At 70.5% G+C, this 24,376-nt stretch carries 37 protein-coding genes; 34 read left to right on the forward strand and 3 right to left on the reverse strand.

Features of this window, described 5'->3' with window-relative positions:
- Positions 1-170: 170 nt before the first annotated feature.
- The 3 genes from ACI79R_RS03270 to ACI79R_RS03280 form a co-directional block, all read right to left on the reverse strand.
- Positions 171-1,211 (reverse strand): LLM class F420-dependent oxidoreductase, encoded by a 1,041-nt coding sequence (locus ACI79R_RS03270; protein ID WP_456572139.1) that lies wholly within the window; start codon positions 1,209-1,211, stop codon positions 171-173.
- Positions 1,212-1,270: 59 nt separating this feature from the next.
- Positions 1,271-1,486, reverse strand: coding sequence for a hypothetical protein (locus ACI79R_RS03275; protein ID WP_456572140.1), 216 nt, complete (start codon positions 1,484-1,486; stop codon positions 1,271-1,273).
- Positions 1,487-1,552: 66 nt separating this feature from the next.
- A complete protein-coding gene (locus ACI79R_RS03280) occupies positions 1,553-2,524 on the reverse strand; it encodes a hypothetical protein (protein ID WP_456572141.1) in 972 nt (323 codons plus the stop codon).
- Between the two features lie 620 nt (positions 2,525-3,144).
- Here ACI79R_RS03280 and rpsL point away from each other — a divergent pair.
- The 34 genes from rpsL (at position 3,145) to ACI79R_RS03450 (ending at position 24,374) form a co-directional block, all read left to right on the forward strand.
- Positions 3,145-3,519, forward strand: a complete 375-nt coding sequence (gene rpsL, locus ACI79R_RS03285; RefSeq protein ID WP_012950487.1) for a 30S ribosomal protein S12 — start codon at positions 3,145-3,147, stop codon at positions 3,517-3,519.
- A gap of 1 nt (position 3,520) precedes the next feature.
- A complete protein-coding gene (gene rpsG / locus ACI79R_RS03290; protein WP_456572142.1) occupies positions 3,521-3,991 on the forward strand; it encodes a 30S ribosomal protein S7 in 471 nt (156 codons plus the stop codon).
- Positions 3,992-4,093: 102 nt separating this feature from the next.
- Positions 4,094-6,193, forward strand: a complete 2,100-nt coding sequence (gene fusA / locus ACI79R_RS03295; protein ID WP_456572143.1) for an elongation factor G — start codon at positions 4,094-4,096, stop codon at positions 6,191-6,193.
- Positions 6,194-6,286: 93 nt separating this feature from the next.
- On the forward strand, positions 6,287-7,480 hold the full coding sequence (gene tuf / locus ACI79R_RS03300; protein ID WP_456572144.1) for an elongation factor Tu: 1,194 nt from the start codon (positions 6,287-6,289) through the stop codon (positions 7,478-7,480).
- 161 nt (positions 7,481-7,641) lie between these two features.
- Positions 7,642-7,947 carry a 30S ribosomal protein S10 gene (rpsJ, locus tag ACI79R_RS03305; protein WP_014742859.1) on the forward strand — a complete coding sequence of 102 codons (306 nt, stop codon included), beginning with the start codon at positions 7,642-7,644 and terminating at the stop codon, positions 7,945-7,947.
- Between the two features lie 15 nt (positions 7,948-7,962).
- The gene (gene rplC / locus ACI79R_RS03310; RefSeq protein ID WP_456572145.1) at positions 7,963-8,628 is read left to right on the forward strand and encodes a 50S ribosomal protein L3; all 666 of its coding nucleotides are present in this window, start codon (positions 7,963-7,965) and stop codon (positions 8,626-8,628) included.
- On the forward strand, positions 8,625-9,569 hold the full coding sequence (rplD, locus tag ACI79R_RS03315) for a 50S ribosomal protein L4 (RefSeq protein ID WP_456572146.1): 945 nt from the start codon (positions 8,625-8,627) through the stop codon (positions 9,567-9,569). Before rplC ends, rplD begins: the two co-directional genes overlap by 4 nt.
- A complete protein-coding gene (rplW, locus tag ACI79R_RS03320; RefSeq protein WP_456572147.1) occupies positions 9,566-9,868 on the forward strand; it encodes a 50S ribosomal protein L23 in 303 nt (100 codons plus the stop codon). Before rplD ends, rplW begins: the two co-directional genes overlap by 4 nt.
- A 45-nt stretch (positions 9,869-9,913) precedes the next feature.
- Positions 9,914-10,747 carry a 50S ribosomal protein L2 gene (gene rplB / locus ACI79R_RS03325; RefSeq protein WP_456572148.1) on the forward strand — a complete coding sequence of 278 codons (834 nt, stop codon included), beginning with the start codon at positions 9,914-9,916 and terminating at the stop codon, positions 10,745-10,747.
- Positions 10,748-10,771: 24 nt separating this feature from the next.
- The gene (gene rpsS, locus ACI79R_RS03330) at positions 10,772-11,053 is read left to right on the forward strand and encodes a 30S ribosomal protein S19 (protein WP_091108665.1); all 282 of its coding nucleotides are present in this window, start codon (positions 10,772-10,774) and stop codon (positions 11,051-11,053) included.
- A 31-nt stretch (positions 11,054-11,084) separates the two neighbouring features.
- On the forward strand, positions 11,085-11,549 hold the full coding sequence (rplV, locus tag ACI79R_RS03335; protein ID WP_456572149.1) for a 50S ribosomal protein L22: 465 nt from the start codon (positions 11,085-11,087) through the stop codon (positions 11,547-11,549).
- Complete coding sequence (gene rpsC, locus ACI79R_RS03340) at positions 11,549-12,463, forward strand: 30S ribosomal protein S3 (RefSeq protein ID WP_456572150.1); 915 nt, start codon at positions 11,549-11,551, stop codon at positions 12,461-12,463. The genes rplV and rpsC overlap by 1 nt, the downstream gene beginning before the upstream one ends.
- 3 nt (positions 12,464-12,466) lie before the next feature.
- Positions 12,467-12,883, forward strand: a complete 417-nt coding sequence (gene rplP / locus ACI79R_RS03345) for a 50S ribosomal protein L16 (protein WP_113838246.1) — start codon at positions 12,467-12,469, stop codon at positions 12,881-12,883.
- Entirely contained in the window at positions 12,883-13,116 is a 234-nt protein-coding gene (rpmC, locus tag ACI79R_RS03350; protein WP_097194642.1) for a 50S ribosomal protein L29, read from the forward strand. The genes rplP and rpmC overlap by 1 nt, the downstream gene beginning before the upstream one ends.
- Positions 13,113-13,427: a 30S ribosomal protein S17 gene (gene rpsQ / locus ACI79R_RS03355; RefSeq protein WP_456572151.1), complete on the forward strand. Its 315-nt coding sequence runs from the start codon at positions 13,113-13,115 to the stop codon at positions 13,425-13,427. Before rpmC ends, rpsQ begins: the two co-directional genes overlap by 4 nt.
- Positions 13,428-13,633: 206 nt before the next feature.
- Entirely contained in the window at positions 13,634-14,002 is a 369-nt protein-coding gene (gene rplN / locus ACI79R_RS03360) for a 50S ribosomal protein L14 (RefSeq protein WP_012950472.1), read from the forward strand.
- A 2-nt stretch (positions 14,003-14,004) separates the two neighbouring features.
- Entirely contained in the window at positions 14,005-14,355 is a 351-nt protein-coding gene (gene rplX / locus ACI79R_RS03365; RefSeq protein WP_456572152.1) for a 50S ribosomal protein L24, read from the forward strand.
- Positions 14,356-14,360: 5 nt separating this feature from the next.
- Positions 14,361-14,945, forward strand: coding sequence for a 50S ribosomal protein L5 (rplE, locus tag ACI79R_RS03370; RefSeq protein WP_456572153.1), 585 nt, complete (start codon positions 14,361-14,363; stop codon positions 14,943-14,945).
- 22 nt (positions 14,946-14,967) lie between these two features.
- The gene (locus ACI79R_RS03375) at positions 14,968-15,153 is read left to right on the forward strand and encodes a type Z 30S ribosomal protein S14 (RefSeq protein WP_113838243.1); all 186 of its coding nucleotides are present in this window, start codon (positions 14,968-14,970) and stop codon (positions 15,151-15,153) included.
- Between the two features lie 141 nt (positions 15,154-15,294).
- Complete coding sequence (gene rpsH, locus ACI79R_RS03380) at positions 15,295-15,699, forward strand: 30S ribosomal protein S8 (RefSeq protein ID WP_456572277.1); 405 nt, start codon at positions 15,295-15,297, stop codon at positions 15,697-15,699.
- A 14-nt stretch (positions 15,700-15,713) separates the two neighbouring features.
- Positions 15,714-16,253, forward strand: a complete 540-nt coding sequence (gene rplF / locus ACI79R_RS03385; protein ID WP_456572154.1) for a 50S ribosomal protein L6 — start codon at positions 15,714-15,716, stop codon at positions 16,251-16,253.
- Positions 16,253-16,660, forward strand: a complete 408-nt coding sequence (rplR, locus tag ACI79R_RS03390) for a 50S ribosomal protein L18 (RefSeq protein ID WP_456572155.1) — start codon at positions 16,253-16,255, stop codon at positions 16,658-16,660. The genes rplF and rplR overlap by 1 nt, the downstream gene beginning before the upstream one ends.
- Positions 16,661-16,697: 37 nt before the next feature.
- Complete coding sequence (rpsE, locus tag ACI79R_RS03395) at positions 16,698-17,312, forward strand: 30S ribosomal protein S5 (protein ID WP_072919083.1); 615 nt, start codon at positions 16,698-16,700, stop codon at positions 17,310-17,312.
- 1 nt (position 17,313) lies between these two features.
- Positions 17,314-17,493: a 50S ribosomal protein L30 gene (rpmD, locus tag ACI79R_RS03400; RefSeq protein WP_456572156.1), complete on the forward strand. Its 180-nt coding sequence runs from the start codon at positions 17,314-17,316 to the stop codon at positions 17,491-17,493.
- Positions 17,494-17,506: 13 nt separating this feature from the next.
- Complete coding sequence (gene rplO, locus ACI79R_RS03405) at positions 17,507-17,950, forward strand: 50S ribosomal protein L15 (RefSeq protein WP_456572157.1); 444 nt, start codon at positions 17,507-17,509, stop codon at positions 17,948-17,950.
- A 190-nt stretch (positions 17,951-18,140) separates the two neighbouring features.
- Complete coding sequence (gene secY / locus ACI79R_RS03410) at positions 18,141-19,451, forward strand: preprotein translocase subunit SecY (protein ID WP_456572158.1); 1,311 nt, start codon at positions 18,141-18,143, stop codon at positions 19,449-19,451.
- 8 nt (positions 19,452-19,459) lie between these two features.
- Positions 19,460-20,077 (forward strand): adenylate kinase, encoded by a 618-nt coding sequence (locus tag ACI79R_RS03415; protein WP_456572159.1) that lies wholly within the window; start codon positions 19,460-19,462, stop codon positions 20,075-20,077.
- 72 nt (positions 20,078-20,149) lie between these two features.
- Complete coding sequence (gene map, locus ACI79R_RS03420) at positions 20,150-20,953, forward strand: type I methionyl aminopeptidase (protein ID WP_456572160.1); 804 nt, start codon at positions 20,150-20,152, stop codon at positions 20,951-20,953.
- 251 nt (positions 20,954-21,204) lie between these two features.
- A complete protein-coding gene (gene infA, locus ACI79R_RS03425; protein WP_012950459.1) occupies positions 21,205-21,426 on the forward strand; it encodes a translation initiation factor IF-1 in 222 nt (73 codons plus the stop codon).
- A 76-nt stretch (positions 21,427-21,502) separates the two neighbouring features.
- Positions 21,503-21,616: a 50S ribosomal protein L36 gene (gene rpmJ / locus ACI79R_RS03430; RefSeq protein ID WP_012950458.1), complete on the forward strand. Its 114-nt coding sequence runs from the start codon at positions 21,503-21,505 to the stop codon at positions 21,614-21,616.
- Positions 21,617-21,628: 12 nt separating this feature from the next.
- Positions 21,629-22,009 (forward strand): 30S ribosomal protein S13, encoded by a 381-nt coding sequence (rpsM, locus tag ACI79R_RS03435; protein WP_456546202.1) that lies wholly within the window; start codon positions 21,629-21,631, stop codon positions 22,007-22,009.
- Between the two features lie 97 nt (positions 22,010-22,106).
- A complete protein-coding gene (gene rpsK, locus ACI79R_RS03440; RefSeq protein WP_014377968.1) occupies positions 22,107-22,514 on the forward strand; it encodes a 30S ribosomal protein S11 in 408 nt (135 codons plus the stop codon).
- Between the two features lie 35 nt (positions 22,515-22,549).
- Complete coding sequence (rpsD, locus tag ACI79R_RS03445) at positions 22,550-23,176, forward strand: 30S ribosomal protein S4 (protein WP_456572161.1); 627 nt, start codon at positions 22,550-22,552, stop codon at positions 23,174-23,176.
- Positions 23,177-23,309: 133 nt separating this feature from the next.
- The gene (locus ACI79R_RS03450; protein WP_456572162.1) at positions 23,310-24,374 is read left to right on the forward strand and encodes a DNA-directed RNA polymerase subunit alpha; all 1,065 of its coding nucleotides are present in this window, start codon (positions 23,310-23,312) and stop codon (positions 24,372-24,374) included.
- The last annotated feature ends 2 nt before the right edge of the window (positions 24,375-24,376 follow it).

Here is a 24,376-nt window from a genome sequence, read left to right on the forward strand (position 1 = left end):
CGGGGGCCCTTCCATCTGTCGTCTCCCGGACGACACCGCAGCCAGGTGCCGTCCCCACCTGCCCGGAGCCGCTGCCCGTGTCCCCGTCGGGGACCCTCCGGGCCCCGCGACGGGTCCACCCCGGCCCGCCGGCCGTCCCCGGCCGGTGCGGACCGGTCACGGCCCCCGGTTCAGTCGCTCAATCCCTTCATCGTCTCGACGGTGCGCAGGCGGGCCTCGCGGCTGCCGTCGAGGGGCTGGAGCATCAGGGTGGTGACGCCGGCCTCGGCGAACGCCGCGATCCGCTCGGCGACGTAGCCCTCCGGGCCGATGAGGGACGACGCCCGGACCAGCTCCAGGGGCACCGCGGCCGCGGCCTCGTCCTTCCTGCCCGCGAGGTAGAGGTCCTGGATCGTGCGTGCCTCGGCCTCGTAGCCGTAGCGCACCGCGAGGTCGTTGTAGAAGTTCTTGCCGCGGGCGCCCATGCCGCCGATGTAGAGGGCCAGTGCCGGCCGCACGAAGTCCAGCAGCGGCTCGACGTCGTCCCCGATGGCGACGGGCACCCCGGTGACCACCTGGAGGTCGCCCAGCTCCGGAGCCCGCTTGGCCCGGCCGGCGGCCAGCGCGTCGCCCCAGACGGCGGAGGCCTTCTCGGGCACGAAGAAGATGGGTTCCCAGGCCTCGGCGATCTCGGCCGCGAGCTCCACGTTCTTGGGGCCCAGCGCGGCCAGCATGACCGGGATCCGCTCCCGCACCGGGGTGTTGATCAGCTTCAGCGGCTTGCCGAGGCCGGTGCCCTGCTCCGGGGGCAGGGGGACGTCGTACTTCGGCCCGTGGTGGTCCAGCCGCTCACGCCGCCACACGGTGCGGCAGATGTCGACGATCTCGCGGGTCCGCTGCAGGGGCGCGTCGTAGGGGACGCCGTGCCAGCCCTCGATGACCTGCGGGCCCGAGGCGCCCAGGCCGAGGGTGAAGCGCCCGCCGGAGACGAAGTCCAGGCCGGCCGCGGTCATGGCGGTCAGCGCCGGCGTGCGGCTGTAGATGGGGAAGATGGCGCTGAGCAGCTCGACGCGCTCGGTGACGGCCGCCAGGTAGCCCAGCTGGCTCACCGCGTCGAAGGTGTAGACCTCCGCCACCGCGGCCACGTCGAGGCCCGCGGACTCCAGGTCGCGGATCTCCGCCGCGGTCTCCCGGAAGCCCCCGGCATAGCTGGCCTGGATGCCGATGCGCACGTGCACTCCTCAGGTCGGCGGCGCCACCGTTGACGCCCCGCCGACCGTAGCGGCCGGGCTCAGAGCGGGCGGATCGTCCCGACGACCTGCGTGACCACGCGGACCCCGTCGACGTCGGCGGGCACGCGCCGGGCGGCCCGGGGATCGGCGAGGTCGACCTTCACCACGTAGCCCGAGCCGCGGCGGGCCAGGCCGATGCCGACGACCTCGGGCACCGCCGCGAGCTGAGCCGTCAGGGCGCTCTTGGCGGCGCGGGCGGACGCGCGGTCGGTCATGTTGCCCATGGTGCTCCTCCGAACGCCCTGGAGGGAGCCCCTGCGCCCCGGGGAGCGGGGGAGGGGTCAGCCGGCCACCCAGGTGGCGTCCAGGACGTCCAGCACGGTCGCCAGGGGAGCGGCGAAGGTGACCCCGCCGCCGTTGCTGCCGCCGACGTCGCTGCCGGCGAACAGCAGCCCCAGCGGCGCCCGGTCCGCGCTCCGCCAGATGACCGACCCGCTGTCGCCACCGGCGCTGAACGACCCGATGAGCCCCTCGATCTCCACCTGCCCGTCGAAGGTGTGGACGACGTCGTCGTACTGCACCGCCACCCCGTCGACCTCCACGGCGGTGACCCGCCCGCGGGTGTGCCCCGTGGTCCGGCCGATCTTCTCCACGAGGTCGTCGGGGTCCACGTCGTCCTCGGCGAGCACGGCCCCGGTCAGCGGGCCCCCGGGCACCGCCCCCGGCTCGGCCGCCACCCCCGGGTCGAGGACGGCGACCGCGGCGTCGACCCGGTTGGGCAGGCCGGCCGCGAAGCGCTCGAAGCGGGTCAGCGTGCCGATCCGGTCGGCCGCGACGCCGCCGTCGGCCGGCCCCGGCTGCAGCACGGGGTCACCCACGGCGGCCGCGTCGCTGGCGGCCAGCACGTGGTTGTTCGACAGCACCGCCAGCCGGCCGTCCAGGCGCACGAAGCCACCCAGGGTGCCCGCGGTGACCGTCGGGTGCGCGACGGACACCCCGGGCCGCAACGGGCGGGTGCGCCGCTGGAGGACCTCCGGCGGAGGAGCGGTCAGGGCACGCACCGGCCCGATCACCCGGACGTCGACCTCCGCGCGCACGCTGGCGGGCAGGCCCGCCAGCAGCACCTCCGCGTCGTCGGGGAGGGCGACCCGGATCGCCAGCCGCGCGGCCCCGGCGCTCCCGGGCGCCAGGCCCAGCGCCGGGCGGAACCACGGCCGCCCCGGCCCCAGGGAGCTGGCGCTGACCGGGACCGGCCAGCCGGCCAGCCGGGTGGACAGGCGCGCCTTGAGCTCGCGCGCCGAGTCGATGTGCACGGGGTGTCCGCCTCTCCCGGCTGGTGGCCGTGGGTGTGTGTCGTGCCACTCACGGTAGGAGCGGGGTACGACAGATCGCGTCCGCGCGCCGTGTCGGCGGGTCTCCCGCGACCGCCGGGGACGGCGGTACAGTCGCCGCCACCGCCGCGCCGGGCCCCCGGAGTGGCGCACGACACGGGAATGCCCGTCCAGACCCCCCGGTTGACCCGGACAGTGCAGGCTTCCGGCGGGGTGATCGACCGCCGCCCGGAGGGGTTGGGGACCCGGCTTTGACCGGCCCCCAGCACGCGGGTATCGTGGTCTGCCGTGCCCAGGGTGCCCTGGGCCTGCTCCCGTTCGCGGTGCGCCTGGGTGTCCAGAGGTCCGGCCTCTGAGCCACCGGGTTCCGTCCCAGGGCTGCTCAGGCGGCCGGGGGTGGCGGCGCCGAGTCGCGGGGGGCGACCGATCCGGTTCCACCAGCCGGCCGGTCCTGGGAAGGGCGACACGCCCGACCGCGGGGGCCGGACGGAGGCGTGCGCCAGGATCGGGGTGGCCCTCCTTGCAGGACCGGCACCCGGTACGACCGACATCGCACCATCCACAGAGCACGACCCAGCGCAGGTAGGAGATCCAGGCCACCCATGCCCACGATCAACCAGCTGGTCCGCAAGGGCCGCGAGGACAAGGTCGAGAAGACCAAGACCCCGGCGCTGAAGGGCTCCCCTCAGCGTCGCGGCGTGTGCACCCGCGTGTACACGACGACGCCGAAGAAGCCGAACTCGGCGCTCCGCAAGGTCGCCCGCGTCCGTCTCACCAGTGGCATCGAGGTCACCGCCTACATCCCCGGTGTGGGCCACAACCTGCAGGAGCACTCGATGGTGCTCGTGCGCGGCGGCCGTGTGAAGGACCTCCCGGGCGTGCGCTACAAGATCATCCGCGGTTCGCTGGACACCCAGGGCGTCCGCAACCGCAAGCAGGCTCGCAGCCGCTACGGCGCGAAGAAGGAGAAGAGCTGACATGCCGCGCAAGGGCCCCGCTCCGCGCCGTCCCCTGGTCTCCGACCCGGTCTACCAGTCGCCGCTGGTCACCCAGCTGGTGAACAAGGTGCTCGTCGACGGCAAGCGTTCCGTCGCCGAGTCGATCGTCTACGGCGCCCTCGAGGGCTGCCGGGCCAAGACCGACACCGACCCGGTGGTCACGCTCAAGCGCGCGCTGGACAACGTCAAGCCGGCCCTCGAGGTCCGCAGCCGCCGTGTCGGTGGCGCGACCTACCAGGTCCCGGTCGAGGTCCGCGCCTCCCGCAGCACCACGCTGGGCCTGCGCTGGCTGATCCAGTACAGCCGCGCCCGCCGCGAGAAGACGATGACCGAGCGCCTTATGAACGAGCTGCTCGACGCCAGCAACGGCCTCGGTGCCGCGGTCAAGCGCCGCGAGGACACCCACAAGATGGCCGAGTCGAACAAGGCCTTCGCCCACTACCGCTGGTAGTCGCCCCCCGCTGGTGGCATCCGTCCACCAGCGCCCCGCCGGCGGGAACGCCGGGCCAACCCCGGAACCCGCACGCGGACCCGAAGCACAGAGGAGTGAGGAATGGCCGACACCCAGGCCCAGCTCGCCAAGACCCGCAACATCGGGATCATGGCGCACATCGACGCCGGCAAGACCACGACGACCGAGCGCATCCTCTTCTACACCGGTATCAACTACAAGATCGGTGAGGTCCACGACGGCGCGGCCACGATGGACTGGATGGAGCAGGAGCAGGAGCGCGGCATCACCATCACGTCCGCCGCGACGAAGTGCTCCTGGAACGGCTACGACATCAACATCATCGACACCCCCGGGCACGTCGACTTCACCGTCGAGGTGGAGCGGTCGCTGCGGGTGCTCGACGGTGCCGTCGCCGTCTACGACGGGGTCGCCGGCGTCGAGCCGCAGACCGAGCAGGTGTGGCGGCAGGCCGAGAAGTACGGCGTCCCGCGCATGTGCTTCGTCAACAAGCTCGACCGCACCGGTGCCGACTTCTTCCGCTGCGTCGACATGATGGTCGAGCGGCTGGGTGCCAACCCGCTGGTGCTCCAGCTGCCGATCGGCGCCGAGGCCGACTTCCTCGGGGTCGTCGACCTGGTCCAGATGCGCGCGCTCACCTGGCGTGGTGAGACCAAGATGGGCGAGGACTACGCCGTCGAGGAGATCCCCGCCGAGCTCGCCGACCAGGCCGCGGAGTACCGCGAGAAGCTCATCGAGGGCATCGCCGACTTCGACGACTCGATCATGGAGGCCTACCTCGGTGGCGAGGAGATCTCGGTCGAGACCATCAAGGCCGCGATCCGCAAGGCCACGATCGCCGCGCAGGTCAACCCGGTCCTGACCGGGACGGCGTTCAAGAACAAGGGCATCCAGCCCCTGCTCGACGCGGTCACCGACTACCTGCCCAGCCCGCTGGACATCGAGGCCATCGTCGGCACCGCGCTGGACGGCGAGACCGAGGTCCTCCGGCACGCCGACGAGAGCGAGCCGTTCTCCGCGCTGGCGTTCAAGATCCAGACCGACCAGCACCTGGGCAAGCTGACCTACATCCGCGTGTACTCCGGCCGGCTGGACGCCGGGTCCCCGGTGCTCAACAGCACCAAGGACCGCAAGGAGCGGGTCGGCAAGATCTACCAGATGCACGCCAACAAGCGCGAGGAGCGCGACGGCGTGGGCGCCGGCCAGATCGTGGCGGTCAACGGCCTGAAGCAGACGACGACGGGTGACACCCTCTGCGACCCGCAGAAGCCGGTGATCCTGGAGTCGATGACCTTCCCCGCCCCGGTCATCTCGGTCGCGATCGAGCCCAAGACCAAGGGCGACCAGGAGAAGCTCGGCACCGCCATCCAGAAGCTGGCCGAGGAGGACCCGACCTTCCAGGTCCGCCTCGACGAGGAGACCGGTCAGACGGTCATCTCCGGCATGGGCGAGCTGCACCTGGAGATCCTGGTCGACCGCATGCGGCGCGAGTTCCGCGTCGAGGCGAACGTGGGCAAGCCCCAGGTCGCCTACCGCGAGACCATCCGCAAGGCGGTCGAGAAGGTCGACTACACCCACAAGAAGCAGACCGGTGGGTCGGGCCAGTTCGCCAAGGTCCAGGTCAGCCTGGAGCCGCTGGAGATCAGTGGCGACTCGGCGACCTACGAGTTCGTCAACGCCGTCACCGGTGGTCGCATCCCGAAGGAGTACATCCCCTCGGTCGATCAGGGCATCCAGGACGCCATGCAGTACGGCATCCTCGCCGGGTACCCGATGGTGGGCGTCAAGGCCACTCTCGTCGACGGCCAGTACCACGAGGTCGACTCGTCCGAGATGGCGTTCAAGATCGCCGGCTCGATGGTCTTCAAGGAGGCCGCCCGCAAGGCCAGCCCGGCCCTGCTCGAGCCGCTCATGGCCGTCGAGGTCGTCACGCCCGAGGACTACATGGGTGACGTCATCGGCGACCTGAACTCCCGGCGCGGGACGATCCAGGCGATGGAGGAGCGCTCCGGCGCCCGCGTCGTCCGGGCCCTGGTCCCGCTCTCGGAGATGTTCGGCTACGTGGGCGACCTGCGCAGCCGCACCCAGGGGCGGGCGAGCTACACCATGGTGTTCGACTCGTACGCCGAGGTCCCGCAGAACGTGGCCAAGGAGATCATCGCCAAGGCCACCGGCGAGTAATCCGGCCGGCGGGCCCCGCGGGGCCCGCCGCCACCCGAGCACTGCCCACCCCAGAGCACGCACCACCTGCGTAACCACGAGGAGAGGAACCCAGTGGCCAAGGCCAAGTTCGAGCGGACCAAGCCGCACGTCAACATCGGCACCATCGGGCACATCGACCACGGCAAGACGACGCTGACCGCGGCGATCACCAAGGTCCTGCACGACAAGTACCCGGACCTCAACGAGGCGTCCGCCTTCGACCAGATCGACAAGGCGCCCGAGGAGAAGGCCCGCGGCATCACGATCTCGATCGCGCACGTCGAGTACCAGACGGAGAACCGTCACTACGCGCACGTCGACTGCCCCGGGCACGCCGACTACATCAAGAACATGATCACGGGTGCGGCGCAGATGGACGGCGCCATCCTCGTGGTCGCCGCCACCGACGGCCCGATGCCGCAGACCAAGGAGCACGTCCTCCTGGCCCGCCAGGTCGGCGTCCCCTACATCGTCGTGGCGCTGAACAAGGCCGACATGGTCGACGACGAGGAGATCCTCGAGCTCGTCGAGCTGGAGGTCCGCGAGCTGCTGTCCGAGTACGAGTTCCCGGGCGACGACGTCCCCGTGGTCCGCGTCTCGGCGCTCAAGGCCCTCGAGGGCGACGCCGAGTGGGGCAACCGCCTCATGGAGCTCATGGACGCCGTCGACTCGGCCATCCCCGAGCCGCAGCGTGAGATCGACAAGCCGTTCCTCATGCCCGTCGAGGACGTCTTCACCATCACCGGCCGCGGCACCGTCGTGACCGGTCGCGTGGAGCGCGGCATCGTCAAGGTGTCGGAGGAGGTCGAGATCGTCGGCATCCGCCCGTCCTCGACCAAGACCACCGTCACCGGCGTCGAGATGTTCCGCAAGCTGCTCGACCAGGGCCAGGCCGGTGACAACGTCGGTCTGCTGCTGCGCGGCATCAAGCGCGAGGACGTCGAGCGCGGCCAGGTCGTCGTGAAGCCGGGTTCCATCACCCCGCACACGAACTTCGAGGCCTCGGTCTTCATCCTCTCCAAGGACGAGGGTGGCCGTCACACGCCGTTCTTCAACAACTACCGTCCCCAGTTCTACTTCCGGACGACGGACGTGACGGGCGTCGTGACCCTGCCCGCCGGCACCGAGATGGTCATGCCCGGCGACAACACCGAGATGACGGTCGAGCTGATCCAGCCGATCGCCATGGAGGAGGGCCTCAAGTTCGCCATCCGCGAGGGTGGTCGGACCGTGGGCGCCGGCCGCGTCACCAAGATCCTCAAGTAAGTCCCCGCAGACGGGCGGCGGCCGGTTCGGCCGCCGCCCGTCTCCCGGGTCCGGCCCAGTCCGTGACCCGACCCCGCTGGAACGAGACCGGCTCACGGTTTTCGACCACCGGCTCGAGACATCCAGACAGACACACCGATCGGCAGGAGCGAAGACAGGCGATGGCGGGACAGAAGATCCGCATCCGGCTGAAGGCCTACGACCACGAGGCGATCGACGCCTCGGCGCGGCGCATCGTGGACACCGTCACGAAGACCGGTGCGCGCGTCGTCGGCCCGGTGCCGCTGCCGACGGAGAAGAACGTGTACTGCGTCATCCGGTCCCCGCACAAGTACAAGGACTCGCGGGAGCACTTCGAGATGCGTACGCACAAGCGCCTCATCGACATCCTCGACCCGACGCCGAAGACGGTCGACGCGCTCATGCGCATCGACCTGCCGGCCTCGGTCGACGTCAACATCCAGTAAGGGCAGTCAGCAGACATGGCGAGCACATTTCGTGGTCTCCTCGGCGAGAAGCTGGGGATGACCCAGGTCTTCGACGAGAACAACCGCATCGTGCCGGTGACCGTCGTCAAGGCGGGCCCGTGTGTGGTGACCCAGGTGCGCACCCCCGAGGTCGACGGCTACTCCGCCGTCCAGCTCGGTTTCGGTGAGATCGACCCGCGCAAGGTGAACCGGCCCGAGGGCGGGCACTTCGCCAAGGCCGGCGTCACCCCGCGGCGGCACCTGGTCGAGCTGCGCACGAAGGACGCCTCGAACTACACGGTCGGCCAGGAGCTGACGGCCGAGCTGTTCGACGGCGTGGCCAAGGTCGACGTCATCGGCACCAGCAAGGGCAAGGGCACCGCCGGTGTCATGAAGCGTCACGGCTTCAAGGGCCTCGGCGCCGCGCACGGCACGCAGCGCAAGCACCGGTCGCCCGGCTCCATCGGTGGCGCGTCCACCCCGGGGCGCGTGTTCAAGGGCCTGCGCATGGCCGGCCGCATGGGCGCGGTCAAGACGACGACGCTCTCGCTCGCCGTCCACAAGGTGGACGCCGAGCGCGGGCTGCTGCTGATCAAGGGCGCCATCCCCGGCCCGAAGGGCGGCCTCGTGCTGGTCCGCTCGGCCGTCAAGGGCGGCCCCGTGGGGAGTGACGACCAGTGACCCAGTCCACCGACACGCGCACCGACCGGCAGGTCGACGTGCGCACGCCGGCGGGGGAGACCTCCGGCAGCGTGACGCTGCCCGGCGAGCTCTTCGACGCCTCGGCCAACGTGTCCCTGATGCACCAGGTCGTGGTGGCCCAGCTGGCCGCCGCGCGCCAGGGCACGCACGCGACCAAGACCCGTGGTCTGGTCAGCGGTGGTGGCGCCAAGCCGTACCGCCAGAAGGGCACCGGCCGCGCCCGTCAGGGCTCGACCCGCGCGCCGCAGTTCGCCGGCGGTGGCACCGTCCACGGCCCGCAGCCGCGTGACTACACGCAGCGGACCCCCAAGAAGATGAAGGCCGCCGCCCTGCGTGGCGCCCTGTCCGACCGGGCCCGTGAGAACCGCGTGCACGTGGTCAGCACCTTCGTCGAGGGCGACGCCCCGAAGACCAAGGCCGCCCTGGCCACGCTGGACGCCATCACCCAGGCCAAGCGCGTGCTCGTGGTCCTCGACCGCGACGACGTCCTCAACTGGGTGAGCCTGCGCAACGAGCCCCGCGTGCACCTGCTCGAGGCCGGCCAGCTCAACACCTACGACGTGCTCCTCTCCGACGAGGTCGTCTTCACCGAGGCCGCGCTGGCCGAGTTCGTCGCCGGCCCGCACTCCGCTCGCGGTGGCGCCGAGCTGCCCGACGTCGGCACGCACCTGACCCCGGGTGGCGTCCCCTCGATCGCCCCCGCCGAGGGCGAGGGCACCGTCGAGGCCGTCACCGGGGCCGAGCCGGTCCTGACCAAGCGCACGGCCAAGGCCGCCCCGGCCGAGGACGCCGCGCCGGCCACCGCCGCCGAGGCGGCGAAGGCCCCCGCGGAGCAGGCGGAGGTGGCCGACGCCGGCCCCGACGCCACCGCTCCCACCGAGGACGGCACCACCGACGCGAGCACTGAGGAGAAGGCATGAGCGTCCGCGACCCCCGGGACGTCCTGCTGTCGCCGGTCATCTCGGAGAAGAGCTACGGGCTGCTGGACGACAACCAGTACACGTTCATCGTGCTGCCCGAGGCGAACAAGACCCAGATCAAGATCGCGGTGGAGCAGGTCTTCAACGTGAAGGTGCTCGGGGTCAACACGATCAACCGCCAGGGCAAGCGCAAGCGGAGCAAGGGCGCGCGGATGGGCAAGCGCAAGGACACCAAGCGCGCCATCGTCTCGCTCGCTCCCGGCGACCGCATCGAGATCTTCGGCGGCCCGGGCGCCTGAGGCGCCCGGTTCACCACGGACCAGAGATAGAGGACTGAGTCAGCAATGGCTATCCGCAAGTACAAGCCGACGACGCCGGGCCGCCGCGGCTCCAGCGTCGCCGACTTCGCCGAGGTCACCCGCGACCATCCCGAGAAGTCGCTGGTCCGGCCGCTGCACGGCCGCGGTGGGCGCAACGTGCACGGCAAGGTCACGGCGCGGCACCAGGGCGGCGGGCACAAGCGCGCCTACCGGGTGATCGACTTCCGTCGGGCGGACAAGGACGGCGTGCCGGCCAAGGTCGCGCACATCGAGTACGACCCGAACCGCACCTCGCGCATCGCGCTGCTGCACTTCGCCGACGGCGAGAAGCGCTACATCATCGCCCCGGCCCGCCTCAAGCAGGGCGACACGGTGGAGTGCGGCCCCGCCGCCGACATCAAGCCGGGCAACAACCTGCCGCTGCGGAACATCCCGGTGGGCACCGTCGTTCACGCCATCGAGCTCCGTCCCGGTGGCGGCGCGAAGATCGCCCGCTCGGCCGGCACCAGCGTCCAGCTGGTCGCCCGTGAGGGTCGCTTCGCGCAGCTGCGGATGCCCTCCGGTGAGATCCGCAACGTCGACGTGCGCTGCCGCGCGACCGTCGGCGAGGTGGGCAACGCCGAGCAGTCCAACATCAACTGGGGCAAGGCCGGCCGCATGCGGTGGAAGGGCAAGCGCCCGACCGTCCGCGGTGTGGCGATGAACCCGGTGGACCACCCGCACGGTGGTGGTGAGGGCAAGACCTCCGGTGGTCGCCACCCGGTGAACCCGAAGGGCAAGCCGGAGGGGCGTACGCGCAAGCGGAAGCCCAGTGACGCCATGATCGTGCGCCGCCGGCGCACCAACAAGAAGCGCTGAGCGGGTTAGAGGAGTTCGACAGACATGCCACGCAGCCTGAAGAAGGGCCCGTTCGTCGACGACCACCTGCTCGCGAAGGTGGACGCCCAGAACGAGAAGGGCACCAAGACCGTCATCCGCACGTGGTCGCGGCGCTCGACGATCATCCCCGACATGCTCGGGCACACGATCGCCGTGCACGACGGCCGCAAGCACGTCCCGGTCTTCGTGACCGAGGCGATGGTCGGGCACAAGCTCGGCGAGTTCGCGCCCACCCGGACCTTCCGTGGGCACGTCAAGGACGACCGCCGCTCGCGGCGGGGCTGACGGCCCGGCCAGGAAGAGAAGAGATCTCACGATGACCTCCCAGTTGGGACAGGAGACGCCGGTCGCCCGGGCCACCGCCCGGTTCGTCCGCGTCACCCCCATGAAGGCCCGCCGGGTGGTGGACCTCATCCGCTACCTGCCGACCGACGAGGCGCTGGCGCTGCTGCGCTTCGCCCCCCAGGCGGCCAGCGAGCCCGTCGCGAAGGTGGTCGCCAGCGCGGTCGCCAACGCCGAGCACAACCTGCAGCTCGACCGCAACGCGCTGGTCGTCAGCGCCGCGTACGTCGACGAGGGCCCCACGCTCAAGCGGATCCGTCCGCGGGCGCAGGGCCGGGCGTTCCGCATCAACAAGCGGACCAGCCACATCACCGTCGAGGTCAGCGAGGTCGCCTCCAGCGCCGAGCTCGCCCAGAAGTCCCGCAAGGCCCGCCGCGACACCGGCCAGTCCGGCCCGGCGGCCCAGCAGAAGACCAACACGAGGGGAGGGACCCGCTAGTGGGTCAGAAGGTCAACCCGCACGGGTTCCGACTCGGCATCACCACCGACTACAAGTCCCGGTGGTACGCCGACAAGCTGTACAAGGACTACGTCAAGGAAGACGTGGCCATCCGCAAGCTCATGAGCAAGGGCATGGAGCGGGCCGGCATCTCCAAGGTGGAGATCGAGCGCACCCGTGACCGCGTCCGCGTCGACATCCACACCGCCCGGCCGGGCATCGTCATCGGCCGTCGCGGCGCGGAGGCCGACCGCATCCGCGGCGAGCTGGAGAAGCTGACCGGAAAGCAGGTGCAGCTGAACATCCTCGAGGTGAAGAACCCCGAGGCCGACGCCCAGCTGGTCGCCCAGGGCGTCGCCGAGCAGCTGTCCAGCCGCGTGAGCTTCCGTCGCGCCATGCGCAAGGCCATGCAGTCGGCCCAGCGCAGCCCGCAGGTCAAGGGCATCCGGGTCCAGTGCTCCGGTCGCCTGGGTGGCACCGAGATGAGCCGGTCGGAGTTCTACCGCGAGGGTCGTGTGCCGCTGCACACGCTGCGCGCGAACATCGACTACGGCATCTACGAGGCCCGCACGACCTTCGGCCGCATCGGCGTGAAGGTGTGGATCTACAAGGGCGACGTGAGCGGCTCCCGTGCCGAGCGCGAGGCCCTCGAGGCCCTCGCCGCCCGCCAGCAGCGCCGCGAGCGGGCCCAGCGTCCGCAGCGCCGGTCCGGCTCCAGCGGCACCACCGCCGGTGGCACCGAGGCCGGCCGCGCCGCCGCCGAGTCCACGACCGGTCCGGCCGTGGACACCGCCGAGTCGACCGTGGCGGTGACCTCCGGTGAGGTCGCGCCCGAGACGACCGTCGCCGAGGTCGCGGGCCCCGAGGGCACCGCTGCCGCCGAGGCGACGGCCACCGAGAACACGGAGGGCTGACACGTGCTGATCCCCCGGCGCGTCAAGCACCGCAAGCAGCACCACCCGAGCCGGTCCGGCCGCGCCAAGGGCGGTACCGCGATCAACTTCGGCGAGTACGCCATCCAGGCGCTCGAGCCGGCGTACGTCACCAACCGGCAGATCGAGTCGGCCCGTATCGCCATGACCCGGCACATCCGCCGTGGCGGCAAGGTGTGGATCTCGATCTACCCGGACCGTCCGCTGACCAAGAAGCCGGCCGAGACCCGCATGGGTTCCGGTAAGGGTTCGCCCGAGTGGTGGGTGGCCAACGTCAAGCCCGGCCGCGTGCTCTTCGAGCTCTCCGGTGTCGCCGAGCCGGTGGCCCGCGAGGCCATGCGCCGCGCGATCCACAAGCTGCCCATGAAGTGCCGCTTCATCACGCGTGAAGGAGAGGTGTGATGGCCGCCGGTCTGACCGCTCCGGAGCTGCGCGAGCTCTCGGCTGACGAGCTCGCCTCCCGCCTCCGCGAGTCCAAGGAAGAGCTGTTCAACCTGCGGTTCCAGGTGGCCACCGGCCAGCTGGACAACAACCGGCGGCTGCAGACCGTCCGCCGCGACATCGCCCGGATCTACACGATCATGCGCGAGCGCGAGCTGGGCCTGTCGGTCGCCCCGAACGAGGGTGTGGCATGAGCGAGCCCCAGTCGGCGACGACCGACAACAGTGCCACCGCGTCGGGCCCCGGCCTGGCCGGCCGTGGCTACCGCAAGGTCCGCGAGGGCCTCGTGGTCAGCGACAAGATGGACAAGACCATCGTCGTCGAGGTCGAGGACCGCGTGAAGCACGGCCTCTACGGCAAGGTCATCCGCCGTACCAGCAAGCTCAAGGCCCATGACGAGCAGCAGGTCGCCGGCATCGGCGACCGGGTGCAGATCATGGAGACCCGGCCGACGTCGGCCACCAAGCGGTGGCGGCTGGTCGAGGTCATCGAGAAGGCCAAGTAAGGGTCGAGTCCAGGCGGCCCTCCGGGGCCGTGGACCGAAGAGGTACTCTGGACGACTGGCGCGCCCTCCGGGTGCGCGCCGCATCCCGGTACCCGTGCTCGGGGCGCACCGGCAGCCCGTTGCTGCCGGTGCGCCCGCACGTGGGTACCGGACAGCCGGTTCACCGTTCCGGCCCGGCTGTCACCACTGAGATTTGGGAGTAGGACGTGATCCAGCAGGAGTCGCGGCTGCGGGTCGCCGACAACACCGGTGCGAAGGAGATCCTCTGCATCCGTGTTCTCGGCGGCTCCGGGCGACGCTACGCGGGCATCGGCGACGTGATCGTCGCCACCGTGAAGGACGCGCTGCCCGGCGCCGGCGTGAAGCGCGGTGACGTGGTCAAGGCCGTCGTCGTCCGCACCGTGAAGGAGCGCCGTCGTCCCGACGGTTCCTACATCCGCTTCGACGAGAACGCCGCGGTGATCATCCGCGACAGCGGCGACCCGCGCGGTACCCGCATCTTCGGCCCCGTCGGCCGCGAGCTGCGCGACAAGCGGTTCATGCGGATCATCTCGCTCGCCCCGGAGGTGCTCTGACCATGTCGACGCAGAAGCAGCCCAAGAAGGCGCCGTCGATGAAGGTGAAGAAGGGCGACACGGTCGTCGTGCTGTCCGGCAAGGACAAGGGCGCGAAGGGCCGGGTCATCGCCGCCTACCCGCAGGACCAGAAGGTCCTCGTGGAGGGCGTGGGCCGGGTCAAGAAGCACACCCGGATCAGCTCGACCCAGCGCGGCGCCCAGCAGGGCGGGATCGTCACGCAGGAGGCGCCCATCCACGTGAGCAACGTGATGGTGATCGACTCCGAGGACAAGCCGACCCGGGTCGGCTACCGCAAGGACGAGGAAGGCCGCAGCATCCGGGTCTCGCGGCGCACCGGTAAGGACCTCTGAGCGACATGAGTGCACCCACCCGTGAGCTGCCCCGCATGCTCGACCGGTACCGCGAGGAGATCGTGCCGGCGCTGCAGCAGGAGTTCGGCTACGCCAACGTCATGCAGATCCCGCGGCTGACCAAGATCGTGGTCAACATGGGCGTCGGCGAGGCGACCCGTGACGCGAAGCTGATGGACGGCGCGGTCCGCGACCTCACCGCCATCACCGGTCAGAAGCCGGCCGTCGTCCGTGCCCGCAAGTCCATCGCCCAGTTCAAGCTGCGCGAGGGCATGCCGATCGGTGCGAAGGTCACCCTCCGCGGCGACCGCATGTGGGAGTTCCTGGACCGGCTGCTGTCGCTGGCCCTGCCCCGCATCCGTGACTTCCGCGGCCTGAGCGCCAAGCAGTTCGACGGTCACGGCAACTACACGTTCGGGCTGACCGAGCAGTCGATGTTCCGCGAGATCGACGTCGACAAGATCGACCGTCCGCGCGGCATGGACATCACGCTCGTCACCACCGCCACCACCGACGAGGAGGGTCGCGAGCTGCTCCGCCTGCTCGGCTTCCCCTTCGCCGGCCAGACCGTCGTGAACACGACCCGCTGAGCCGGGGCGAGGAGACACCGAGATGGCCAAGAAGGCTCTGATCAACAAGGCGGCCCGCAAGCCGAAGTTCGCGGTCCGCGGCTACACCCGCTGCCAGCGGTGCGGCCGTCCGCACGCCGTCTTCCGCAAGTTCGGCCTGTGCCGGATCTGCCTGCGGGAGATGGCGCACGCCGGGGAGCTCCCCGGCGTGAGCAAGTCCAGCTGGTGAGGGACCCGGCTGCTCCCCGGCAGCCGGGCCGCTCCGGTAACACCCCACTCGAGCAGTACTGATCGCCGAGAGGCCCTGCGCCAAGTCCCCGAGACCCAGCGCACGAGGAACCGCGGCGAGAGAGGCACGACACCCATGACGATGACGGACCCGATCGCGGACATGCTCACGCGTATCCGCAACGCCAACCAGGCGTACCACGACTCCACCACGATGCCGTCCTCGAAGCTGAAGACGCACGTCGCGGAGATCCTCCAGCAGGAGGGGTACATCGCCGGCTGGAAGGTCAACGAGGTCGAGAAGGACGGCACCACCCGCAAGGAGCTGGTGGTGGACCTCAAGTACGGCCCCAACCGGGAGCGGAGCATCGCCGGCGTCCGGCGGGTGTCGAAGCCTGGCCTGCGGGTGTACGCCAAGTCGAACGCGCTGCCCAAGGTGCTCGGCGGGCTCGGTGTGGCGATCATCTCGACCTCCACCGGGCTGCTGACCGACCGGCAGGCGAACAAGAAGGGCGTGGGTGGGGAAGTCCTCGCCTACGTCTGGTAAGAGGAGCAGCAGACATGTCACGGATCGGACGACTCCCGATTCCGGTGCCCAGTGGTGTCGATGTCGCCATCGACGGTCAGACGGTCAGCGTGAAGGGCCCCAAGGGCCAGCTGTCCCACACCGTCGCTGCACCCATCACGGTCGCGCGGGACGAGGACGGCACGCTGAAGGTGGCGCGCCCGGACGACGAGCGGGAGAGCCGGGCCCTGCACGGGCTGTCGCGCACCCTCATCGCCAACATGATCACCGGTGTCACGGACGGGTACAGCAAGGTCCTCGAGATCGTCGGCGTCGGCTACCGGGTCCAGGCCCGCGGCACCGACCTCGAGTTCGCGCTGGGCTTCAGCCACCCGGTCGTCGTGAAGGCCCCCGAGGGGATCTCCTTCACCGTCGAGGCCCCCACCCGCCTGCGGGTGAGCGGGATCGACAAGCAGCAGGTCGGTGAGGTCGCCGCCAAGATCCGCAAGATCCGCAAGCCCGACCCGTACAAGGGCAAGGGCGTGCGGTACCAGGGCGAGGTCGTGCGGCGCAAGGTCGGGAAGACGGGTAAGTGATGGCACAGGCCGAGAAGACCGCTCGGGTGCACAAGCCCGTCGGCACCGACATCAGCACCGCCCGCCGCGTCTCGCGGCTGCGCCGGCACAACCGCCTGCGCAAGCGCGTCTCCGGTACGCCGGAGCGTCCGCGCCTGGTGGTCAAGCGCAGCTCGCGGCACATCCACGTGCAGGTGGTCGACGACACGGTCGGCCGCACGCTGGTCAGCGCCTCGACGCTCGACGCCAGCCTGCGCACGGCCGAGGGGGACAAGTCCACCCTGGCCCGCCAGGTGGGCGCCCTGGTCGCCGAGCGTGCCAAGGCCGCCGGCATCACCGCCGTGGTCTTCGACCGCGGTGGCAACCGGTACCAGGGGCGGATCGCCGCGCTGGCCGACGGCGCTCGCGAGGGCGGTCTGGACTTCTGATGAGCAGCACGCATATCGAGATCGAGAGGGACGTCTGATGCCAGGACCACAGCGACGCGGCGGCGGCGCCGGCGGCGGGAACGACCGCCGCGACCGTCGTGACGGCGGGCGGGGGCCCGGCGGCGCGCCTGCCGAGAAGAGCAACTTCATCGAGCGCGTGGTGGCCATCAACCGCGTGTCCAAGGTCGTCAAGGGTGGTCGTCGCTTCAGCTTCACCGCCCTGGTGATCGTGGGCGACGGCGACGGCACCGTGGGCGTCGGCTACGGCAAGGCCAAGGAGGTGCCCGCGGCGATCGCCAAGGGCGTCGAGGAGGCCAAGAAGCACTTCTACAAGGTGCCGCGGATCGCCAGCACCATCCCGCACCCGGTGCAGGGTGAGGCGGCGGCCGGTGTGGTGCTGCTCAAGCCGGCCAGCCCCGGTACCGGTGTCATCGCCGGTGGGCCGGTGCGTGCCGTGCTGGAGTGCGCGGGCATCCACGACGTGCTCTCCAAGAGCCTGGGTTCGTCGAACCCGATCAACATCGTGCACGCGACGATGCAGGCGCTGAAGGACCTCGTCCGCCCCGAGGAGATCGCGGCCCGCCGCGGTCTGCCGCTCGAGGACGTCGCCCCGGCCGCCATGCTGCGGGCGCGTGCCGGCCAGGGGGTGTGACGTGGCGCAGCTGAAGGTCACCCAGGTCCGGTCCGCCATCGGCACCAAGCCGAACCAGCGTCAGACGCTGCGTTCGCTCGGGCTGAAGGGGATCAACGACTCGGTCGTGCAGGAGGACCGTCCCGAGATCCGCGGGATGGTCGCGACGGTGCCGCACCTGGTCGCCGTCGAGGAAATCTGAGCAGGGACTCGTCATGACTCTCAAGGTCCACCACCTGCGCCCGGCCCCGGGCGCCCACACCCCCAAGACGCGCGTCGGCCGGGGTGAGGGCTCCAAGGGCAAGACCGCCGGTCGCGGCACCAAGGGCACCGGCGCGCGCGGTAACACCTCCGCGCGGTTCGAGGGCGGGCAGACGCCGCTGCACATGCGGCTGCCCAAGCTCTCGGGCTTCAAGAACCCGAACAAGGTCGTCTTCCAGGTCGTCAACCTCGACCGGATCGCGTCGCTGTTCCCCCAGGGCGGCCGCATCGACCCCGACACGCTGGCCGACGCCGGCGCCGTCCGCCGTGGCCAGCCGGTCAAGGTGCTCGGCACCGGCGAGCTGGGTGGCGTCGCGGTGGACGTGCAGGCGCACGCCTTCTCCGCGTCCGCTGCCGAGAAGATCGCCGCGGCCGGGGGCAGCACCTCCCTGGTCTGACGAAGGACCCCCCTGCTCCCCGCCGCGCACCCGCGCGGCGGGGCCCGGCAGGGGGGCCTTCCTCTTCCCGGGCCGGGCGTCCCTGTGCCCGGCCCGACCCGTGGCCGGCGGGGGACACCCGGCCTGACGGGTGTCAGCCGTCCGGCGCACCCTCGTTGCTAACCTCACACGACCGACTCGGGGAGGGCACGTGCTGCAGGCGTTCGCCGCGGCGTTCCGGACGCCAGACCTCCGGCGCAAGCTGCTGTTCTCCCTGGCGATCATCGCCGTGTACCGGCTCGGCGCCGCCGTCCCGGGGCCCGGGGTCTCCGTCGAGGCGATCAACCGCTGCCTCGAGGCCGCTCAGCGCTCCGACCAGCGCGACATCTACTCGCTGGTCAACCTGTTCTCCGGTGGTGCGCTGCTGCGCCTGTCGGTCTTCGCGCTCGGGATCATGCCGTACATCACGGCGAGCATCATCGTGCAGCTGCTGGTCGTGGTCATCCCGCGCTTCGAGCAGCTGAAGAAGGAAGGGCAGGCCGGGCAGCAGAAGCTGACCCAGTACACCCGCTACCTGACGATCGCGCTCGCCGTCCTGCAGAGCACCGGCATCATCGCCCTGGCGCGCAGCGGCCAGCTCTTCCCAGGCTGCACCGAGGACATCATCCCGGCCGACTCGATCTGGTCGACGGTCATCCTGGTCATCGCCCTGACCGCCGGCACCGCCGTCATCATGTGGCTGGGCGAGCTGCTCACCGAGAAGGGGATCGGCAACGGCATGTCCGTGCTGATCTTCACCTCGATCGCCGCGCGCATCCCCGCCGAGGGCGGCTCGATCCTGCAGAGCCGCGGCGGCTTCGTCTTCGCGCTCATCTGCCTGCTGGCCCTGGTGATCATCGCGTCGGTGGTCTACGTCGAACAGGCCCAGCGCCGCATCCCCGTGCAGTACGCCAAGCGCATGGTCGGCCGCCGCATGTACGGCGGGACGTCGACCTACCTGCCGCTGAAGGTGAACCAGGCCGGCGTCATCCCGGTCATCTTCGCCTCGTCGCTGCTGTACCTGCCGCAGCTGATCACGCAGCTGCAGGGTGACGAGACCGGTCCGATCCGCCGTTTCTTCGAGCGGCACGTCATCGACCAGAGCAGCCCGGTCCACATCGCCATCTACTTCGGCCTGATCGTCTTCTTCACGTACTTCTACGTGTCGATCACGTTCAACCCGGAGGAGCGGGCCGACGACATGAAGCGCTACGGCGGCTTCATCCCCGGCATCCGCCCGGGCCGGCCGACGGCGGAGTACCTGCAGTACGTGTTGTCCCGGATCACCCTCCCCGGGTCGATCTACCTGGGTCTGGTGGCAGTGCTGCCCAACCTGTTCCTGTCGGTCACCCAGCAGGGGCAGAACCAGAACTTCCCGTTCGGCGGGACCGCAGTGTTGATCATGGTCGGAGTGGGGTTGGAGACGGTGAAGCAGATCGAGACGCAACTCAACCAGCGCAACTACGAAGGGTTCCTGAAGTAGTGCGCGTCGTGCTGCTCGGCCCTCCGGGCGCGGGCAAGGGAACGCAGGCGCAGATCATCGCCGGCCAGCTGGGCGTGCCGGCCATCTCGACCGGCGACATCTTCCGGGCCAACGTGAGCGGCCAGACCGAGCTGGGCCTGGCGGCCAAGGTCTACATGGACGCCGGCGACCTGGTGCCCGACGAGATCACCGTGGCGATGGTCAAGGACCGGCTCGCCGAGCCCGACGCCAAGGCCGGGTTCCTGCTGGACGGCTTCCCGCGCACGATCGCCCAGGCCGAGCAGCTGCGGGCCTCGCTCACCGAGCTGGGCCACGGCCTCGACCGCGTGCTCGAGCTCGTCGTCGACGAGGAGGAGCTGGTCCGGCGGCTGTCGGGCCGGCGCATGCTGGTCGACGGCGAGTGGGTGCAGCGCGAGGACGACAAGCCCGAGACGGTGCGGCACCGGCTGCAGGTGTACCGGGAACAGACCGCCCCGCTGTCCGGGTTCTACGAGGGTGAGGGGCTGCTGGCCCGCATCGACGCCATCGGCGCGGTGGACGAGGTCACCGAGCGGGCCCTGGCCGCGCTCGGTCACCCGGCACCGGCCGGTCCCGACGCGGCGGCCGGCCGGCCCGCAGGGGACTGACGAGAGGCGGCGGCACGGATGACGTCCGGGATCCTGGGCCGCCTGCCTCTGCTGGCGAAGTGGAGTGGACGCATGATCCAGGTCAAGACACCGCACGAGATCGAGCTCATGCGCGCCTCCGGGCTGGTGACGGCCGGTGCGCTGAAGGCCGTGCGGGCCGCGGTGCGTCCCGGCGTCAGCACCAAGGAGCTCGACGCCGTCGCCGAGGACCACATCCGGTCCTGCGGCGCGGTGCCGAACTTCCTCGGCTACCACGGGTTCACCGGCACGATCTGCGCGTCGATCAACGACGAGATCGTGCACGGCATCCCCGACCCCGACCGCCGGCTGGCCGAGGGCGACAACATCTCCATCGACTGCGGCGCGATCCTCGACGGCTGGCACAGCGACTCGGCGATCACCGTGACGGTGGGGGAGCCGTCACCCGAGGACGCCGCCCTGCTGGAGGTCACCGAGCGGTCGATGTGGGCGGGCCTGGCCCGCGCGATCGCCGGCGGCCGGCTGACCGACATCAGCCACGCGGTCGAGGAGACGATCACCGCCGAGCAGCACCGCTACGGCATCGTCGACCACTACGGCGGGCACGGCATCGGCACCGAGATGCACCAGGACCCGCACGTCCTGAACTACGGCCGCCCGGGCCGGGGGCCCAAGCTCGTCCCCGGGCTCGCCCTGGCGATCGAGCCGATGGTCACCGTCGGCGACCCGGCCACCGTCGAGCTCGAGGACGGCTGGACGGTGGTCACCAAGGACGGGTCGCGCGCGGCCCACTTCGAGCACACCGTCGCCATCACCCCGGAGGGCCCCTGGGTCCTCACGGCGGAGGACGGCGGCGTCGCGGGGCTCGCCCCGTTCGGCGTCACCCCGCGCACCTGACGCGGGCGGGGCGGGGATCACTCCGCCCCGGTGTGGAGAGCCCCGCAACGGCGGGGTACAGTGGCCGATGGCGTTCGCGCCGTCCCGTCGTCGTGCTGTGGCCGCATGACCCGGGGCGCCCTCGCGAGAGCGTCTGCACCACCTGTTCTGCGAATCCACGTGGATACCCGCCGGGCACCGGTGTGGGACCACACGGACCACACCAGCACCACAGACACCAGCACCACCGAGTCAGGGAGGCCGTGTAGGGCATGGCGAAGAAGGACGGGGCCATCGAGGTCGAGGGTCGCGTCGTCGAGCCGCTGCCCAACGCGATGTTCCGGGTGGAGCTGCAGAACGGGCACCGGGTGCTCGCCCACATCAGCGGCAAGATGCGGCAGCACTACATCCGCATCCTGCCCGAGGACCGCGTGGTCGTGGAGCTCTCGCCCTACGACCTGACCCGCGGTCGCATCGTCTACCGGTACAAGTAACCGCCGGTCCGCACCCCCTCCTCCGAGGGCGGCGGGCGGACGGCAACACGATCGACAGGAATGAGGGGCGGCACCGGTGAAGGTCCAGCCGTCGGTGAAGAAGATCTGCGACAAGTGCAAGGTGATCCGCCGGCACGGCCGGGTCATGGTCATCTGCGACAACGCCCGGCACAAGCAGCGCCAGGGCTGAGGGAGTTTCGAAGTGGCACGACTGGCCGGCGTCGACCTGCCCCGCGAGAAGCGGATGGAGATCGCGCTCACCTACATCTATGGCATCGGCAAGGCCCACGCCAAGGAGACCCTCGCGGCAACGGGCGTCAGCCCCGACCTGCGCGCGAAGGACCTCTCCGACGAGGACCTGCTGAAGCTGCGTGACTACATCGACGAGCACTTCCGCGTCGAGGGTGACCTGCGCCGTGAGGTGGCCGCTGACATCCGCCGCAAGGTGGAGATCGGCTGCTACCAGGGCCTGCGTCACCGTCGCGGCCTGCCCGTCCACGGGCAGCGGACGCGTACCAACGCGCGCTCCAGCAAGGGCCCGCGCAAGACCATCGCCGGCAAGAAGAAGGCCGGCAAGAAGTAAGCCGCTGATGCGCGCCGTCGCAGCGACCCGTGAGGGCGGGGGCGACGGCGCGCAGCGTGCTGCATCTGGCCACTGATCAGAAGGAAACCGGAGAGACATGCCTCCCAGGGCTCGCGCCGCGGCTGGTGCCAAGAAGGTCCGCCGCAAGGAGAAGAAGAACGTCGCCCACGGCGCCGCGCACATCAAGAGCACCTTCAACAACACGATCGTGTCGATCACCGACCCCAACGGGAACGTGATCAGCTGGGCGTCCGCCGGGCACGTCGGGTTCAAGGGCTCCCGCAAGTCCACGCCGTTCGCCGCGCAGATGGCCGCCGAGAACGCGGCCCGCAAGGCGCAGGAGCACGGCATGCGCAAGGTCGACGTCTTCGTCAAGGGCCCGGGCTCGGGCCGCGAGACCGCGATCCGCTCGCTGCAGGCCACCGGCCTCGAGGTGGGCCAGATCCAGGACGTGACGCCGCAGCCGCACAACGGCTGCCGCCCCAAGAAGCGCCGCCGGGTCTGACCGGTCACTGACGAGACGAACGAGGAGTACCTGACGTGGCCCGTTACACCGGAGCCGACTGCCGGATGTGCCGGCGCGAGAAGATGAAGCTGTTCCTCAAGGGCAGCAAGTGCGAGTCCCCGAAGTGCCCGATCGAGATCCGGCCGTACCCGCCGGGCGAGCACGGCCGGGGCCGCAGCAAGGACAGCGAGTACCTCCTGCAGCTGCGCGAGAAGCAGAAGGCCCGCCGCATCTACGGCGTGCTGGAGAAGCAGTTCCGCGGCTACTACGAGGAGGCGAACAAGAAGTCGGGCAAGACCGGTGAGGTCCTGCTCCAGATCCTCGAGTCCCGCCTCGACAACGTCATCTACCGGGCCGGCTTCGCCGAGTCCCGCGACATGGCTCGTCAGCTCGTGCGCCACGGCCACATCCGGGTCAACGGCCGCAAGGTCGACATCCCGTCCTACCGGGTGAGCGCCAACGACATCATCGAGGTGGCCGAGAAGTCGCGTCGCCTGATGCCGTTCGAGGTCGCCCAGGCCCGCGCCGGCGAGCGTCCCGTGCCGCCGTGGCTGGAGGTCATCAGCAGCCAGCTGCGCGTGCTCGTGCACAGCGTCCCGGCCCGCCAGGTGATCGACACCCCGGTGCAGGAGCAGCTGATCGTGGAGCTCTACTCCAAGTGATCGACGGCCCCCGGCAGGGGGCCGGCAGGACCGCAGTACCGGCTCCGGCGGGCGGACAGATGCCCGCCGGAGCCAGCACCACCCCCTCACGGCGTCATATGGCGGTCGCCGGAGGACATGAAGGAGAAGCACCATGCTCATCGCACAGCGCCCCACGCTGACCGAGGAGACCATCTCCGAGCAGCGCTCGCGGTTCGTCATCGAGCCGCTGGAGCCCGGCTTCGGCTACACCCTCGGCAACTCCCTGCGCCGCACGCTCCTCTCCTCGATCCCCGGCGCTGCTGTCACCAGCATCCGGATCGAGGGCACCCTGCACGAGTTCACCACCGTGCCGGGCGTCAAGGAGGACGTCACCGAGATCATCCTCAACCTCAAGGGCCTGGTCGTCAGCTCCGACTCCGACGAGCCGGTGACCATGTACCTGCGCAAGCAGGGCCCCGGTGAGGTCACCGCCGCCGACATCGCGCCCCCGGCCGGTGTCGAGGTACACAACCCCGAGCTGCACATCGCCACGCTGAACGGCAAGGGCCGGCTGGAGATCGAGCTGGTCGTCGAGCGCGGCCGCGGCTACGTCCCCGCCCCGCAGAACAAGCAGCCCGGCCAGGAGATCGGCCGCATCCCGGTCGACTCGATCTACTCGCCGGTGCTCAAGGTGACCTACGCCGTCGAGGCCACCCGTGTCGAGCAGCGCACCGACTTCGACCGCCTCGTCGTCGACGTCGAGACCAAGCCGTCGATCGCCCCGCGCGACGCCATCGCCAGCGCCGGCTCGACCCTCGTCGAGCTGTTCGGCCTGCTGCGCGAGCTGAACCTCGACGCCGAGGGCATCGAGGTCGGGCCGAGCCCGGCCGAGGCCGCCGACATCGCGAACTTCTCGATGCCGATCGAGGACATGGACCTCACCGTCCGGTCCTACAACTGCCTCAAGCGCGAGGGCGTGCACACCGTCGGTGAGCTCGTCACCCGCTCCGAGGCCGACCTGCTCGACATCCGCAACTTCGGCGCCAAGTCGATCGACGAGGTCAAGATGAAGCTGGCGGCCATGGGCCTGGCGCTCAAGGACAGCCCGCCCGGGTTCATCCCCACCTCGGTCGAGAGCTACGACGAGGGCTACGAGACCGACGCCTACCACGGCACCGGCTACGGCGAGGGTGGCGACTACAGCGAGGCCTCCTACCAGGAGACCGAGCAGCTCTGACG

The organism is Blastococcus sp. SYSU D00820, from assembly GCF_054050695.1.

What these genes read in the sequence shown, in the direction of transcription:
- rpsS (WP_091108665.1), top strand. Translation starts at nt 10,772, where the DNA reads ATGCCACGCAGCCTGAAGAAGGGCCCGTTCGTCGACGACCACCTGCTC.
- rpsE (WP_072919083.1), top strand. Translation starts at nt 16,698, where the DNA reads ATGCCAGGACCACAGCGACGCGGCGGCGGCGCCGGCGGCGGGAACGAC.
- infA (WP_012950459.1), top strand. Translation starts at nt 21,205, where the DNA reads ATGGCGAAGAAGGACGGGGCCATCGAGGTCGAGGGTCGCGTCGTCGAG.
- rpsH (WP_456572277.1), top strand. Translation starts at nt 15,295, where the DNA reads ATGACGGACCCGATCGCGGACATGCTCACGCGTATCCGCAACGCCAAC.
- map (WP_456572160.1), top strand. Translation starts at nt 20,150, where the DNA reads ATGATCCAGGTCAAGACACCGCACGAGATCGAGCTCATGCGCGCCTCC.
- fusA (WP_456572143.1), top strand. Translation starts at nt 4,094, where the DNA reads ATGGCCGACACCCAGGCCCAGCTCGCCAAGACCCGCAACATCGGGATC.
- ACI79R_RS03375 (WP_113838243.1), top strand. Translation starts at nt 14,968, where the DNA reads ATGGCCAAGAAGGCTCTGATCAACAAGGCGGCCCGCAAGCCGAAGTTC.
- rpsQ (WP_456572151.1), top strand. Translation starts at nt 13,113, where the DNA reads ATGAGCGAGCCCCAGTCGGCGACGACCGACAACAGTGCCACCGCGTCG.
- ACI79R_RS03275 (WP_456572140.1), bottom strand. Translation starts at nt 1,486, where the DNA reads ATGACCGACCGCGCGTCCGCCCGCGCCGCCAAGAGCGCCCTGACGGCT.
- rpmC (WP_097194642.1), top strand. Translation starts at nt 12,883, where the DNA reads ATGGCCGCCGGTCTGACCGCTCCGGAGCTGCGCGAGCTCTCGGCTGAC.
- rplE (WP_456572153.1), top strand. Translation starts at nt 14,361, where the DNA reads ATGAGTGCACCCACCCGTGAGCTGCCCCGCATGCTCGACCGGTACCGC.
- ACI79R_RS03450 (WP_456572162.1), top strand. Translation starts at nt 23,310, where the DNA reads ATGCTCATCGCACAGCGCCCCACGCTGACCGAGGAGACCATCTCCGAG.
- rplV (WP_456572149.1), top strand. Translation starts at nt 11,085, where the DNA reads ATGACCTCCCAGTTGGGACAGGAGACGCCGGTCGCCCGGGCCACCGCC.
- rpsK (WP_014377968.1), top strand. Translation starts at nt 22,107, where the DNA reads ATGCCTCCCAGGGCTCGCGCCGCGGCTGGTGCCAAGAAGGTCCGCCGC.
- rplO (WP_456572157.1), top strand. Translation starts at nt 17,507, where the DNA reads ATGACTCTCAAGGTCCACCACCTGCGCCCGGCCCCGGGCGCCCACACC.
- rplC (WP_456572145.1), top strand. Translation starts at nt 7,963, where the DNA reads ATGGCGAGCACATTTCGTGGTCTCCTCGGCGAGAAGCTGGGGATGACC.
- rpsJ (WP_014742859.1), top strand. Translation starts at nt 7,642, where the DNA reads ATGGCGGGACAGAAGATCCGCATCCGGCTGAAGGCCTACGACCACGAG.
- rpsL (WP_012950487.1), top strand. Translation starts at nt 3,145, where the DNA reads ATGCCCACGATCAACCAGCTGGTCCGCAAGGGCCGCGAGGACAAGGTC.
- rplW (WP_456572147.1), top strand. Translation starts at nt 9,566, where the DNA reads ATGAGCGTCCGCGACCCCCGGGACGTCCTGCTGTCGCCGGTCATCTCG.
- rplX (WP_456572152.1), top strand. Translation starts at nt 14,005, where the DNA reads ATGTCGACGCAGAAGCAGCCCAAGAAGGCGCCGTCGATGAAGGTGAAG.
- rplR (WP_456572155.1), top strand. Translation starts at nt 16,253, where the DNA reads ATGGCACAGGCCGAGAAGACCGCTCGGGTGCACAAGCCCGTCGGCACC.
- rplB (WP_456572148.1), top strand. Translation starts at nt 9,914, where the DNA reads ATGGCTATCCGCAAGTACAAGCCGACGACGCCGGGCCGCCGCGGCTCC.
- rplF (WP_456572154.1), top strand. Translation starts at nt 15,714, where the DNA reads ATGTCACGGATCGGACGACTCCCGATTCCGGTGCCCAGTGGTGTCGAT.
- rpsG (WP_456572142.1), top strand. Translation starts at nt 3,521, where the DNA reads ATGCCGCGCAAGGGCCCCGCTCCGCGCCGTCCCCTGGTCTCCGACCCG.